This is a genomic window from Paenibacillus medicaginis (genome assembly GCF_042138635.1).
Classification (GTDB): Bacteria; Bacillota; Bacilli; order Paenibacillales; family Paenibacillaceae; genus Paenibacillus; species Paenibacillus medicaginis.
Map to the genome: position 1 here is coordinate 1 of NZ_JBHIRY010000028.1, position 12,315 is coordinate 12,315.

At 46.6% G+C, this 12,315-nt stretch carries 15 protein-coding genes and 1 rRNA gene; 14 read left to right on the forward strand and 2 right to left on the reverse strand.

Annotated elements, in window-relative coordinates:
- A 5S ribosomal RNA gene (gene rrf, locus ACE5LO_RS27940) occupies positions 1–73 on the forward strand; the annotation flags it as partial.
- Positions 74–270: 197 nt separating this feature from the next.
- A complete protein-coding gene (locus ACE5LO_RS21835) occupies positions 271–690 on the forward strand; it encodes a hypothetical protein (RefSeq protein ID WP_375522096.1) in 420 nt (139 codons plus the stop codon).
- 100 nt (positions 691–790) lie between these two features.
- Here the strand turns inward: ACE5LO_RS21835 and ACE5LO_RS21840 are convergent, their stop codons facing one another.
- Complete coding sequence (locus tag ACE5LO_RS21840; protein ID WP_375522097.1) at positions 791–1,315, reverse strand: hypothetical protein; 525 nt, start codon at positions 1,313–1,315, stop codon at positions 791–793.
- A 240-nt stretch (positions 1,316–1,555) separates the two neighbouring features.
- Here ACE5LO_RS21840 and ACE5LO_RS21845 point away from each other — a divergent pair, with 240 nt between their 5' ends.
- From ACE5LO_RS21845 to rsmI, 10 genes are all read left to right on the forward strand, one after another.
- Positions 1,556–1,738 carry a sigma factor G inhibitor Gin gene (locus tag ACE5LO_RS21845; protein WP_375357274.1) on the forward strand — a complete coding sequence of 61 codons (183 nt, stop codon included), beginning with the start codon at positions 1,556–1,558 and terminating at the stop codon, positions 1,736–1,738.
- 124 nt (positions 1,739–1,862) lie between these two features.
- A complete protein-coding gene (locus ACE5LO_RS21850; protein WP_375522098.1) occupies positions 1,863–3,371 on the forward strand; it encodes an aminotransferase class I/II-fold pyridoxal phosphate-dependent enzyme in 1,509 nt (502 codons plus the stop codon).
- 114 nt (positions 3,372–3,485) lie between these two features.
- The gene (tmk, locus tag ACE5LO_RS21855; RefSeq protein WP_375522099.1) at positions 3,486–4,127 is read left to right on the forward strand and encodes a dTMP kinase; all 642 of its coding nucleotides are present in this window, start codon (positions 3,486–3,488) and stop codon (positions 4,125–4,127) included.
- Positions 4,128–4,206: 79 nt separating this feature from the next.
- A complete protein-coding gene (darA, locus tag ACE5LO_RS21860; RefSeq protein ID WP_355325804.1) occupies positions 4,207–4,536 on the forward strand; it encodes a cyclic di-AMP receptor DarA in 330 nt (109 codons plus the stop codon).
- 2 nt (positions 4,537–4,538) lie between these two features.
- Positions 4,539–4,982: a YaaR family protein gene (locus ACE5LO_RS21865; RefSeq protein ID WP_375522100.1), complete on the forward strand. Its 444-nt coding sequence runs from the start codon at positions 4,539–4,541 to the stop codon at positions 4,980–4,982.
- 163 nt (positions 4,983–5,145) lie between these two features.
- Complete coding sequence (gene holB / locus ACE5LO_RS21870; protein WP_375522101.1) at positions 5,146–6,141, forward strand: DNA polymerase III subunit delta'; 996 nt, start codon at positions 5,146–5,148, stop codon at positions 6,139–6,141.
- Positions 6,142–6,261: 120 nt separating this feature from the next.
- The gene (locus ACE5LO_RS21875) at positions 6,262–7,062 is read left to right on the forward strand and encodes a PSP1 domain-containing protein (protein WP_375522102.1); all 801 of its coding nucleotides are present in this window, start codon (positions 6,262–6,264) and stop codon (positions 7,060–7,062) included.
- Positions 7,063–7,128: 66 nt separating this feature from the next.
- On the forward strand, positions 7,129–7,473 hold the full coding sequence (locus tag ACE5LO_RS21880; RefSeq protein WP_375522139.1) for an initiation-control protein YabA: 345 nt from the start codon (positions 7,129–7,131) through the stop codon (positions 7,471–7,473).
- A 72-nt stretch (positions 7,474–7,545) separates the two neighbouring features.
- A complete protein-coding gene (locus ACE5LO_RS21885; RefSeq protein ID WP_375522103.1) occupies positions 7,546–8,331 on the forward strand; it encodes a tRNA1(Val) (adenine(37)-N6)-methyltransferase in 786 nt (261 codons plus the stop codon).
- Positions 8,332–8,365: 34 nt separating this feature from the next.
- Positions 8,366–9,262, forward strand: a complete 897-nt coding sequence (gene rsmI, locus ACE5LO_RS21890; protein WP_375522104.1) for a 16S rRNA (cytidine(1402)-2'-O)-methyltransferase — start codon at positions 8,366–8,368, stop codon at positions 9,260–9,262.
- A gap of 127 nt (positions 9,263–9,389) precedes the next feature.
- Here the strand turns inward: rsmI and ACE5LO_RS21895 are convergent, their stop codons facing one another.
- Positions 9,390–9,644, reverse strand: a complete 255-nt coding sequence (locus ACE5LO_RS21895) for an AbrB/MazE/SpoVT family DNA-binding domain-containing protein (protein WP_018888060.1) — start codon at positions 9,642–9,644, stop codon at positions 9,390–9,392.
- 339 nt (positions 9,645–9,983) lie between these two features.
- Here ACE5LO_RS21895 and ACE5LO_RS21900 point away from each other — a divergent pair, with 339 nt between their 5' ends.
- A complete protein-coding gene (locus ACE5LO_RS21900) occupies positions 9,984–11,264 on the forward strand; it encodes an HD domain-containing protein (RefSeq protein ID WP_375522140.1) in 1,281 nt (426 codons plus the stop codon).
- Between the two features lie 114 nt (positions 11,265–11,378).
- Positions 11,379–12,155 (forward strand): TatD family hydrolase, encoded by a 777-nt coding sequence (locus ACE5LO_RS21905; protein ID WP_375522105.1) that lies wholly within the window; start codon positions 11,379–11,381, stop codon positions 12,153–12,155.
- Positions 12,156–12,315: the final 160 nt, after the last annotated feature.

Here is a 12,315-nt window from a genome sequence, read left to right on the forward strand (position 1 = left end):
CACGACCGTTAAGCCCTCCAGCGCCGATGGTACTTGGACCGAAGGGTCCTGGGAGAGTAGGACGTTGCCAGGCAAAATGTAAAACCACTGTCGTAAACGATGGTGGTTTTTTTATTTGAATGCAGGTAACATTTTTGTTACGGAAAGGCTATGTAAAACAGCTATAATTTACTATGGTTCAATTTACTAATCACATAAGACGGCTGTAGCTTTTTTTGAAATTTGGAAGGAAGATCATTTGTTCAGTCAGGCTGAGAAGGAGGGAAGAGCATGCGGCGAAATAGATGGCTTGTGATTACAATGCTATTGAGTATCGCTGTAGTGATTCTTACCGGTTGCGGCCCCAGGGAACCTTCATGGACGGCGTTTGAAGGTGCAGCCAACGAAAAGACATTTCCGGTACCTAAGGAAGCAAATAAAACAGAACGTGCGAGTCAAAGCTCTGAGATAGATTATGTACGCTATACTCTGCCGGGGATCAAAGAGAGTGATAACATCCCGGAACCTTATTTGCAGGAGATTGCCGCCTGGGGATGGAAGGAAGAGACTTCCCAGTCCTCGGAAGGTCAGAAGGTGTTTTTAAAGGACGGTCAGATTGTTCACCTATTGTTATATGATGATTATTTCACGGTATTGGTCCCGAAGGATAAGAAGCCTACAGCCAATGTGAAGACGATTGAAACTAACTAACGAAAAAGTGCTGAACTCTGCTTACAGACTATTACACGAAGAATTACACGAAGAGAGAGCTCTGATTAAGAGCTCTCTTTTTGAGATGTTAGAAAGTATATTATTGTTGATAATAGGACACGTCCTGCTTATTGAATTTGATCATACCGTCTTTGCGTTCCCGTTTCAGGAGATACAGGGTCCACAAGCGCGGCACGGCCAGCCATATGTGCCAGAACAGCAGGGAAAAGGTAAAGGCCGGGGGCGAAAAGAACAGGAAAACGATGGTGAAGCAAAAACCGATCCACATGACATGAAATTGTATGGCGCTGAATGTTGAATAGCCGACATATTGCTCAGGCATATATCCCTGCCAAGGCAACCTCCAGTTGTAGGACCAACGCTTACGAAGATGAGAGCCCTTTATAACCAGAAAGGAACGGATAATCACAAAATGAGTCCACATCATCACGGGAAGGGCAAGTGCAAGAAGAAAAAGGCTCGTCCAGTGCAAGGCGAACATTAGAAAAATAAGCATAATTACAGGCAGTGATAGATAGCTCCATAGCATGGGCCGGTTAATGTTTACCTTTTTAATTAACTTGTAATGATAGTACGTAGTTTTGGCATCATTGTCTTCCATCATTGGAAACCGTTCATTCCCTTCATTCTAGTTCAGGATATCCCCAAAAATTGAAACGCTTTTCTTCTATTATCGGAAAAAGTATGAATTTTTTTAAATGCTCTACAGGTACAAACACCTCTTTTGCCGCCTCTGAATAAGGTATACAAATATGACTGCAGCTATGAAAAGGTATAAAATAATAGAAACTGCACCATACTTATAGTAAATACTGATAGTAAATGAATCAAGGTGGGATTCCATATGCAAGAGGAAGGGCAGCGGTGTATTATTTGTGAGCATTACAAGACAGAAGGTATATTAATCTTGTCGGAATATATTTGTGATGCTTGTGAGGCGGAAATGATCCGGACAGATGCAACAGATGCCAAATATCATTTTTTTATTCATCAATTAAAGCAGATTTGGATGGAGAAAAACGTTTGATCAAGGCCTTCCGAGGCCTTTTTTTGTTGGATGAATTCAGCAGTAGAATAGGATTTCCCCAAGGTATACGTTAAAATGAGAGATAGTACACTGTACGAATATTTTCAGATGGAAGGAATGCACGATGTTCAGTATCAATAAACAGTCAGCGCCGTTAATGGAGGCACTTATTCGATATAGGGAGCAAAGAAAAATATCATTTCACGTTCCTGGGCATAAAAATGGCCATTTGTATGAGCATACCGATATAGCGGGCGTATTGGCACAAGTTATGACGATTGACGCCACGGAGATTACAGGACTGGATGATCTCCATCATCCTGAAGGTGTAATTCAACAGGCACAGGAGCTGGCTGCGGATTGCTTCGGGGCTGAGGAAAGCTATTTTCTCGTCGGAGGCAGCACGAGCGGCAATTTGGTTTTAATTTTGACGGTGTGCACAGCACCGGGAGATATTTTGCTGGTGCAAAGAAATGTTCATAAATCGGTGCTGCACGGGTTAATGCTTGCAGGTGCGGATGCTGTTTTTCTGGAACCTTATGTAGACGAGGTGAGCGGATTGTCTACGCTGCCTTCAGTAGAGACGGTGGTTGCAGCCATAGCTGCTTATCCGCAGGCAAAGGGACTGCTTGTCACATCACCCAACTATTACGGCATGGGAGCCGGGCTGGCCCCACTCGTTGAACTTTGCCATCATGCCGGTATTCCACTTTTGGTGGATGAAGCCCATGGGGCACATTTCGGTCAACATCCTGACTTACCTCCTTCGGCGTTATCGTGCGGTGCGGACGGGGTTGTACAATCTACGCACAAAATGCTGTCCGCTATGACCATGGGAGCGATGCTGCATATTCAAGGAAAGTACTTGAACCGGGAAATGATCCGTCAACGATTGGCGATGATTCAGAGCTCAAGTCCATCCTATCCTTTAATGGCATCGCTTGACCTGGCACGCCGGCATCTTCATATGAATGGTCCCTACGCTTTTACAGAAGGTCTCTTGGCCGTACAGGCCTTTAAGGAGGGGATCAGGGCGATACCGCGGTTTCAGCTCCTGCAGCCGGAAGCCGGGCCGAATAATGAAGGTTATACCCTGCAGGACCCGTTTAAGATTGTTGTGTATGATAGTTACGGCTGCTTGAGCGGATATGAACTACAGCGCCGACTTGAAGAGCAAGGATGCGTACCGGAGATGAGCGATGAGCGTTATGTCGTCCTGTTATTTACACTGGGCACGACTCAAGCGGACGCTAATCACCTGGTGCAGGCATTAGTGCATATACATAAGCAAGATGAAAATCCGCCAATGCCCAGTGCTTTTCCAGGTACACATTCTTACTCCAAGAGGGTTTCCACGTGGAACATTGCACCCGCATTTGCGGTCTCCAAACCGGTACCGTTTCGTCTAGCTCCTCTATCCTCGAAAAATATAAAAACAACCCCCATTGAAGACTGTGCCGGATATGTATCTGCTGAAATGATTATCCCCTACCCTCCAGGCATTCCGCTTCTTTATCCAGGAGAACAGATCGGAGAAGAAATTGCTGCACGGCTTCAACTGCTGCGTGATCAGGGAGCCAAATGCCAGGGGGCGGCCGATGAGAAGCTTAACACGATTCGAGTATATCTTTGATGTAAGACAGGACAAATGTATACTATAATAAGAACAAGTACAATTGTATGATGTTACAATGTTGCATAGAATAAGAGTTTTCTCACACCTAAAGATAAAGAAAGCAGGGAACATATGAGGGCCAGAGGCAGATTTATCACATTGGAAGGAGGCGAGGGTTCCGGAAAAACAACGATGATCGGGCGGCTGGCCAAGTATCTGGAAAGTCGGGGGTTGCCTTATATGTCAACCAGAGAGCCGGGCGGTATTGAAATAGCGGAGAAAATCCGGTCCGTAATTCTGGACAAAGCACATACCCATATGGACGCACGTACTGAAGCTCTGCTATATGCAGCGGCCCGCCGACAACACCTGGTGGAGAAGGTCGCGCCTGCCGTTGAATCCGGGATACTTGTGCTGTGTGACCGCTTTGTAGACAGCAGTCTGGTGTATCAGGGTTATGCACGTGGACTGGGGATGGAAGAGGTGGGCTCCATTAACCGTTTTGCCGTCGATTCCTGGCAGCCTGATTTAACCTTTTACCTGGATATTGAACCTGAGCTAGGGTTGGCCAGAATAGCTGCCCACCGGGGAAGTGAAGTGAACCGGCTCGATTTGGAGGATATATCGTTTCACCATAAAGTCAGAGAAGGTTATCTGCACTTAGTTCAGCAGTATCCGGAACGTTTCGTTGTTATTGACGCAGCACGGCAGCCTGAACAGGTCCTGCAACAGATGAAAGAAATCCTTGCCCAACGGGTCCTGGAGGATTATTGAGCATCAATGTTTAATTATAACTATAAGGGACAAAATGCGGTTGATTCGTTCCTTTTAACGAATTTAAGGAGGAAACAGGATGAAACTGATCATTGCGATTGTACAGGATAAAGACAGCAACAGACTGTCCAGTGGACTGGTTAAGGCGAACTTCCGCGCGACGAAGCTGGCCAGTACCGGCGGTTTTCTGCGGGCTGGGAATACTACATTCATGATTGGTGTGGATGACAGCCAGGTTGAAGCCGTAATGGAGGTCATCCGCAGCAGCTGCAAGGTGCGAGAACAACTGGTTACACCGGTGACACCGATGAGCGGAACCACCGACTCCTATCTGCCGCTTCCTGTAGAGGTTCAGGTCGGTGGAGCTACCGTGTTCGTCATGCCTGTTGACCGTTTCGAGCATTTCTAATTATGAAAATCAATCCAGGCTACCGTCCGTTGCATAGCGGTCTGTCATCAGGTGACTCAACCTCCAAGCCTGTTCAGAGTAAAAGCTTTTCCGATATGATGCATTATCAGGGGGAGCATGCTTCTCAAGAAGAATTGAACCGACGGTTCAAGGAAATACAGATGCAGGGAGACCGGCTGGCCCGATCCATGACCGTACGTGAGTTGAAGGCTTACAAAATGCTCGTCAAACGCTTTCTGGAGGATACGGTTCGACGTGGAGTAGCGATGAAGGATACGCGTGGATGGGATCGGCGCGGACGCAGCAAACGCTACAAATTGATTGACGAGGTTGACTCCATCTTATTGCGTTTGGCCGAAGAATTATTAGAGACCGAGCAGGGAAAAATTGAACTATTGCAGGGAGTTGGAGAAATTCGTGGACTGCTGATTAATCTGTCCTTCTAGATGTTCAGTACTCCAGGTCATCTGCATTAGGGGTATTCCCCTTACATTTGTTTGGCGGCCGGCTTAGACCGGATACAGTACAATCTGCTTGCCTGTCGGTCGGCAGATTATTTTTTGCCGGGATACCGGATCACAGATCGGTTCGCGGAAAGCGAGGAACTATATGTCTTTTGAACACATTGCCGGACAGGACGTGCCCAAGCGGCTGCTGCAAAATGCGCTTCGCACTGGCAGAGTAAGCCATGCCTATCTGTTCAGCGGCCCGCCGGGAAGCGGGCAGATGCAGGTGGCGCTTACTTTTGCCCAAGCTTTATTTTGCAGGGAACTCAAGGATGACGCTTGTGGAAAATGCCTGGAATGCAGAAAAATAGAGCATGGCAACCATCCTGATCTTTATGTTATAGAACCGGATGGTGCGAGCATAAAAATAGATCAGATACGAGAGCTGCAGCGGCTTTTTTCATATCGTTCCAAGGCTGAAAATCCGAAGGTCTATATTATCCGCCAAGCGGATACCATGACCGTTCAGGCAGCCAATAGTCTGCTGAAATTTCTGGAAGAACCCCAGGTGCCAGCGGTGGGCATTTTGATTTCGGATAACGGACAGGCTCTTCTTCCCACGATTCAATCGAGAACGCAGCGTGTACCTTTTACACCGTTGTCACCTGAAGTATTAATGCAGGAGCTGAGTCGGGAGGGGCATCCTGCAGCGTTGGTTCGAAGTGCCGTTCATCTTGCTTCAGGACTGGATTCCAGCCGGGAAGTTATCCAGCAGAATTGGTTTGCAGAAATTAGAAATGTAGTGTTACAATTAGTGAAGGAGTCCATGAGCAGAGGAAATTCGTCTATTATACTAGCTCAACAGAAGATTTTTAAAACAGGACTTTCCGAGCATCTGGACGCTTTTTTTCAACTGTTTCATTTGCTATTCAAGGATATGCTGCACTTCCGGTACGGAAGGCACGAAAGCATTGTTTTCATAGATCACTTGGAGAGCATCTCCAAGCTGGCAATCACCCGCAGCACCGAACAATGGGTCTCGTATATGGCTTTGGCGGCGGAATGCAGGAAGAAGCTCCGCTACAATGTGAACGGTCAGCTGTGTGTGGAGCAGCTTCTGATCGGGATGTCGGATTCAGGCGGTACGATTACCGCCTAAAGACAGCGGACTCTTCGTATGTGACGGAGCAGTTAATAAAAGGCATCGTTAAACTTTCCATGGCAGCCATTACGTTACGGCTTCAGTTAAGGTTCTAGTGGCATACAAGGAGGTTTATTTTTGTATAGTGTAGTGGGTGTCCGCTTTAAAAAAGCGGGTAAGACGTATTATTTCGATCCGCTGGAGCTTCCTTTGGAGCAGGATAACTGCGTGATCGTAGAGACGGCGCGTGGCATCGAATATGGCAAGGTGGTTGTAGGCAAGAAGGAAGTAAATGATTCGGACGTCGTGCTACCCCTAAAGAAGGTAATTCGTATTGCCGGAGATGCGGATGCGCTAATTGTTGAGGAGAATAAACGAGCGGCACAGGAAGCATTCGGTACTTGTTTAAATAAAATTAAAGACCATGGCCTTAAAATGAAGCTTGTTGACGTTGAGTTTACATTTGACCGCAATAAGATCATCTTTTACTTTACGGCGGAGGGAAGAGTTGATTTCCGTGAGCTTGTAAAGGATTTAGCCAGTATTTTCCGTACGCGTATTGAGCTCAGGCAGATCGGCGTTCGGGATGAAGCCAAGATGCTTGGCGGTATAGGGCCGTGTGGACGTGTGTTATGCTGCTCCTCCTGGCTGGGTGACTTTGAACCCGTGTCCATCAAGATGGCCAAGGATCAGAGCTTGTCCCTGAATCCTACCAAAATTTCCGGCTTGTGCGGCAGGCTGATGTGCTGCCTCAAGTTCGAGCATGATAACTATGAGAGCGCCAAGGAGGAACTGCCGCAGGTTGGCAAGCTGGTCATTACCTCTCTAGGGGAGGGCAAGGTTGTCGGTATAAATGCAGAGCAGCGTACGGTACATGTACAGCTATTTGAGATCAGCAAGGTCAAGGAACTTCCAATGGACGACGTTGTCGTCAAGTAAACCATTAGGTTGCTTCGGGGTGGAATCTTGGATAACAAACAAAGTGTTTTTGCGCGTATTCTTGAGATGGAAACGCAAATGGGACAGATGTATAGTGATCTGGGTGAGCTGAAGCTTGCAGTGAAGGAATTACTGGAAGAGAATCAGCGACTTACAATTGAAAACGAACAGCTGCGCAAAATGCTCATTCGCGATAATACAAGAGCGGAAGAGACGGTAATAGAGCAGCCCGTGCCCCTTTCTGCAAACGATGTGGAGACTGAAGCGTCGGAGGCAGGAGAGGTTGTGGGTGAAGGCTATGATAATTTGGCAAGGCTGTATCATGAAGGATTTCATATATGCAATGTGTATTACGGACATTTGCGGACAGAGGGCGACTGCCTGTTCTGCTTGTCATTTTTGAATAAATAAATACAAAGCCGTAGGGCACTTGCCTGCGGCTTTTTCTTTAGCTATATCGTTTAAAAGGATGGATAAACCGGAATGATGGAAGAAAAGAGTAAATCTGAAAGGATTGACGATCTGTTAACTCATAATTTGCGCATTATACAAAGTGATGAAGTGTTCAGCTTTTCGATGGATGCCGTGCTGCTGGCCAGATTTGCAGGCATACCTATGAGAGGGAAAATACTCGATCTATGTACAGGCAACGGCGTGGTGCCTCTTCTGCTGACGACAAGAACGAAGGCGGTCATCGAGGGGATTGAAATTCAACCCCGTCTGGCGGATATGGCGCGCCGCAGCGTAGCTATGAATGGATTGGAGGACAGGATTACGATCCGTGAGGGGGATCTGAGAAGCCTGTTTGAAGTTACAGGGCATGGGGGATATGACGCGATAACGGTCAATCCGCCTTATATGCCGCTGAATGGCAGTGATATCAAGCTTAATCCCCATCAGGCTATAGCAAGGCATGAGCTTAATTGTACGCTTGAGGAAGTGATTGTGGCCTGTACCCGCCTGATCCGGACCGGGGGCAAGGTTTCCATGGTGCATCGTCCGCAGCGGCTTGGTGAGATCATATCCCTTATGCGTATACACAGACTGGAGCCCAAACGTATCCGCTTCGTGCACCCCCGAGCTCATCTGGAAGCCAATATGGTGCTTATTGAGGCGATGCGGGATGCCAAGCCGGATGTACGTCTGCTGCCGCCACTGATCGTGTACGAAGGCAACGGGCGCAATCAATACACAGCTGAAATGCAGGAAATATACTTTGGCAAGGATTCAGGGACACCAACGGAAAGAAAACCTGACATTGAAGGGTAGCGCTTAATTATAAACGGCAAGGAGATATTTGGATATGAAATTGGCTGTACAAAAAAGCTACTCGGACCGGCCCAACGAATATGGAACTTTATTTCTCGTAGGTACGCCAATCGGCAATCTGGAGGACATGACCTTCCGAGCTGTAAAGACACTGCAGGAGTGCAGCATCATTGCCGCCGAGGATACGAGGCAAACCCGCAAATTGCTTACTCATTTCGACATTATCCCGAACAAGCTCTTTAGTTACCATGAGCACAATAAGACGGCAAGCGGGCCTGAATTGATACGTTATATAATGGAAGGAAAAAATTTGGCACTGGTCAGTGATGCCGGCCTGCCAGCCATTTCGGACCCGGGAGCTGATCTGGTTCAGCTTGCGCTGGCTGCGGGAATTGCTGTTGTTCCTATACCGGGAGCCAATGCCGCTCTGTCAGCGCTCATTGCCTCCGGATTGAAAACGGAACGATTTACCTTTGCCGGGTTTCCGCCCCGGGACCGGAAGGAACTGTTCTCCCTTTTGCATACCTTTGAAGCCTCGCATGGTACGCTCGTGTTTTATGAATCTCCGCATCGGATTGTCAAAACACTGGCCGTCATTCAGGAGGCTTATGGAACCCGTCAAATCGTGCTTGCCAGGGAGCTTACAAAGCTTCACGAGGAGTGGGTGAGGGGATCTGTCACGGATTGTCTGGCCTGGCTGGAGGAGCATCCGCCACTTGGAGAATATTGTTTGGTTGTTGAAGGGAAAAGCGCCCGGGAAGAAGCTGAGGAAAGACAAGCATGGTGGAAAGAGCTAACATTGCAAGAGCATGTAGAACATTATGAGTCGGAGGGAAATAGCAGGAAAGAGGCCATGAAACGCACGGCTGCAGATCGCTCGCTTTCAAAAAGGGATGTGTATAATGAGCTGCTGACTTTGGGGGATAAATGAATTTTGTCCGAATTTATGTAAAAAAAGAACCTTCCAGCGGTAGAAATCAACGCGGAAGGCAGCAAAGGAGATATGAAAAGGTTAGAATTAACAGTTGGTTGTTGGTTTTAATTATATACTATAAATCTTATTTTGTCACAGGTGTTGGGATTTCGGAAATACATTCGTTGCAAACAATTTTACCTTTGAAGTAAGTAACGTTTTCCGCATTGCCGCAAAAGATGCAGGCAGGCTCGTATTTTTTGAGCATAATGCGCTCACCGTCAACGTAAATTTCCAGGGCATCCTTCTCGCCAATGCCCAGTGTGCGGCGCAGCTCGATCGGAATAACGACACGTCCAAGCTCATCAACTTTTCTTACAATACCAGTAGATTTCATCATAATAAATCAGGCTCCTCTCGCCATATAGAAAATTTCAATTGTCATCATTCGACATTATTTTCTGTTTTCTGAATTTAACTATACCAACGATTCCCAAATCAGTCAACCTAAAAGTTAGGCATGAAACCTAAATTTTCAAAATCAAACCTGCTAATATGACTAGGAATCAACAATTAATATTATAAAATATATTATAATGAGTATGTCGATTTGGAAATCATTAATAGTATAAAATAAGACGAAATTCGACAAAAGATGTCGAATTCCTGCGACACATACCTATGTTTTACATCGGTTACATATATCCTATTTTCAAGGAGCTAAGGCCAAATGAATCTGATGCAGCAGCCGCTTACGGAAGAGAAAGTGTTTAAAGATCCGGTCCACAATTACATTCACGTTCAGGATGTTGTCATCTGGCGTTTGATTAATACTTCTGAGTTTCAGAGGCTGCGCCGGATTCGTCAGCTTGGAACTTCCTATTTAACTTTTCATGGTGCTGAACACAGCCGTTTCTCTCACTCCCTGGGCGTATATGAGATTACACGCCGCATCATTTCCCAATTTGAACGCGGTGAATATACAGACTGGCCCAAGGAAGAAAAACTGGTCACCTTATGTGCCGCCCTGCTGCATGATTTGGGGCATGGCCCGTTCTCCCATTCCATCGAAGAAGCCTTCGGCATGAATCACGAGGATTGGACCTGCCGTATTATTTTGGGAGACACGGAGATCAATACGGTCCTTTGCCAGGTTGAACCCGGGTTTCCGGAAAAGGTCGCTGCCGTGATCTCAAAAACCTACGATAAACCGATCGTAGTCAATTTGGTAACGAGTCCGCTGGATGCGGACAGAATGGATTATCTGCTGCGGGACGCCTACCAGACAGGAGTTAATTACGGCACCATCGACCTTGACCGCATTCTGCGCCTGCTTCGCCCTCATAAGGGCCGTATTGTCGTCAAGGACTCGGGAATGCATGCTGTGGAAGACTACCTGATGTCCCGTTACCAAATGTACTGGCAAATTTATTTTCATCCGGTGACCCGCAGCTCGGAAATTATACTGCGGCTCATTTTCCGGAGAGCCAAGGAGCTAATGAATCAGGGGTATGCCTTCGGATTTCTGCTTGATCCTCTTCCCGACTTAATCCGCGGAGATCTGACAGTCAGCCAGTATTTAATGCTGGATGAATCCCTGATACAAACTGTATTTAATTTATGGAAGCAGGAAGAGGACCCTGTTCTGAGCGACCTGTGTTCGCGTTTTATGGATCGCAGGCTATATAAATATGTGCAAATCGACTCTATGGATAGGAGTATGATTGACGATTTGCGGGCCGCCCTTGCGAAGGCTGGACTTCACCCCGACTATGACTTGGAAATTGATTTTCCGACAGACCTTCCTTATGATGTATTCCGGAAGGACGGATCGACAGAGAATCAGATTTTGCTGCTTGGCCGGGAGGGCGGTGTGCGCGAAATATCTGAAGTGTCGGATATCGTACGCTCAATCAGCGGTATTCACCGGGGAAAATACCATCTGTATTACCCGCAAAATAAATTGGAGCAAATTAAGGATAAGCTGCCGCCCGACATCCAGAAATTGTTTGTAAAATAACCTTCAAATCATTTGTTTTTAATCTAAGCATCATGATATAGAAGATTGCAAAAATTGAAAATTGCCAAAGAAAGAAATTAATCTAAATTAAAACCAATTAAGGAGGAACAATCCTTGGAATTATTTGATACGCATACCCATCTTGATTCGCCGTCATTTAACGAAGACAGAGAGCAAATCATATCAAACGCCGTCGAAGCGGGAGTTACACGAATGGTCAATGTCGGGTTTAATAGAGAGACTATTCCCAGTACAATGGAGCTTGCTGAAACTTATGATTTTATTTATGCTGCTGTCGGATGGCATCCCGTTGATGCCATCACCATGCAGGATGGGGACTTGGAATGGATTGCATCGCTTTGCAAGCATGAGAAGGTCGTAGCCATTGGGGAAATTGGACTGGATTACCATTGGGATACTTCTCCGAAGGATGTTCAGCAGCGGGTGCTGCGCCAGCAAATCGGACTTGCCCGGGAGCTGGGGATGCCGATTGTCATTCACAACCGCGATGCGCACGAGGATATCGTGAAAATTTTGCGTGAAGAGAAAGCGCATGAGGTTGGAGGAATTATGCATTCGTTCTCTGGCAGCTGGGAAATTGCTAAATTATGTCTGAATATGGAATTTCATTTGTCCTTTGGAGGCCCGATTACATTCAAAAATGCGCGTCAGCCGAAAGAGGTTTTGGCGCAGGTGCCGCTGGATCGCTTATTGATTGAAACCGATTCCCCTTATCTGACTCCCCATCCCTTCAGAGGCAAACGAAACGAGTCGGCCTATGTGAGATTGGTGGCTGAGGCAGCTGCCCAAATCAAGGGAATTTCCGTCGAGGAATTGGCGGCGATCACCACCAAAAATGGGCTGGAACGATTTTACATACGGAGAGAATGAGAGATAAATCATTAAAAAAGTATCCTAGACAGAGCTAAACATAAAAATGTTCCGGGAAAACCGCGATTATTACAATATTTTAACCGATTATTTAGAGAAAAGCACTTGAAAGCTGCTTTACAACATGCATGTAAACAGGATATCATCGTTTCAGTGAATT

What these genes read in the sequence shown, in the direction of transcription:
- darA (WP_355325804.1), top strand. Translation starts at nt 4,207, where the DNA reads ATGAAACTGATCATTGCGATTGTACAGGATAAAGACAGCAACAGACTG.
- ACE5LO_RS21885 (WP_375522103.1), top strand. Translation starts at nt 7,546, where the DNA reads ATGATGGAAGAAAAGAGTAAATCTGAAAGGATTGACGATCTGTTAACT.
- ACE5LO_RS21865 (WP_375522100.1), top strand. Translation starts at nt 4,539, where the DNA reads ATGAAAATCAATCCAGGCTACCGTCCGTTGCATAGCGGTCTGTCATCA.
- ACE5LO_RS21840 (WP_375522097.1), bottom strand. Translation starts at nt 1,315, where the DNA reads ATGATGGAAGACAATGATGCCAAAACTACGTACTATCATTACAAGTTA.
- tmk (WP_375522099.1), top strand. Translation starts at nt 3,486, where the DNA reads ATGAGGGCCAGAGGCAGATTTATCACATTGGAAGGAGGCGAGGGTTCC.
- ACE5LO_RS21850 (WP_375522098.1), top strand. Translation starts at nt 1,863, where the DNA reads ATGTTCAGTATCAATAAACAGTCAGCGCCGTTAATGGAGGCACTTATT.
- ACE5LO_RS21845 (WP_375357274.1), top strand. Translation starts at nt 1,556, where the DNA reads ATGCAAGAGGAAGGGCAGCGGTGTATTATTTGTGAGCATTACAAGACA.
- ACE5LO_RS21835 (WP_375522096.1), top strand. Translation starts at nt 271, where the DNA reads ATGCGGCGAAATAGATGGCTTGTGATTACAATGCTATTGAGTATCGCT.
- rsmI (WP_375522104.1), top strand. Translation starts at nt 8,366, where the DNA reads ATGAAATTGGCTGTACAAAAAAGCTACTCGGACCGGCCCAACGAATAT.
- holB (WP_375522101.1), top strand. Translation starts at nt 5,146, where the DNA reads ATGTCTTTTGAACACATTGCCGGACAGGACGTGCCCAAGCGGCTGCTG.
- ACE5LO_RS21895 (WP_018888060.1), bottom strand. Translation starts at nt 9,644, where the DNA reads ATGATGAAATCTACTGGTATTGTAAGAAAAGTTGATGAGCTTGGACGT.
- ACE5LO_RS21880 (WP_375522139.1), top strand. Translation starts at nt 7,129, where the DNA reads ATGGAAACGCAAATGGGACAGATGTATAGTGATCTGGGTGAGCTGAAG.
- ACE5LO_RS21900 (WP_375522140.1), top strand. Translation starts at nt 9,984, where the DNA reads ATGCAGCAGCCGCTTACGGAAGAGAAAGTGTTTAAAGATCCGGTCCAC.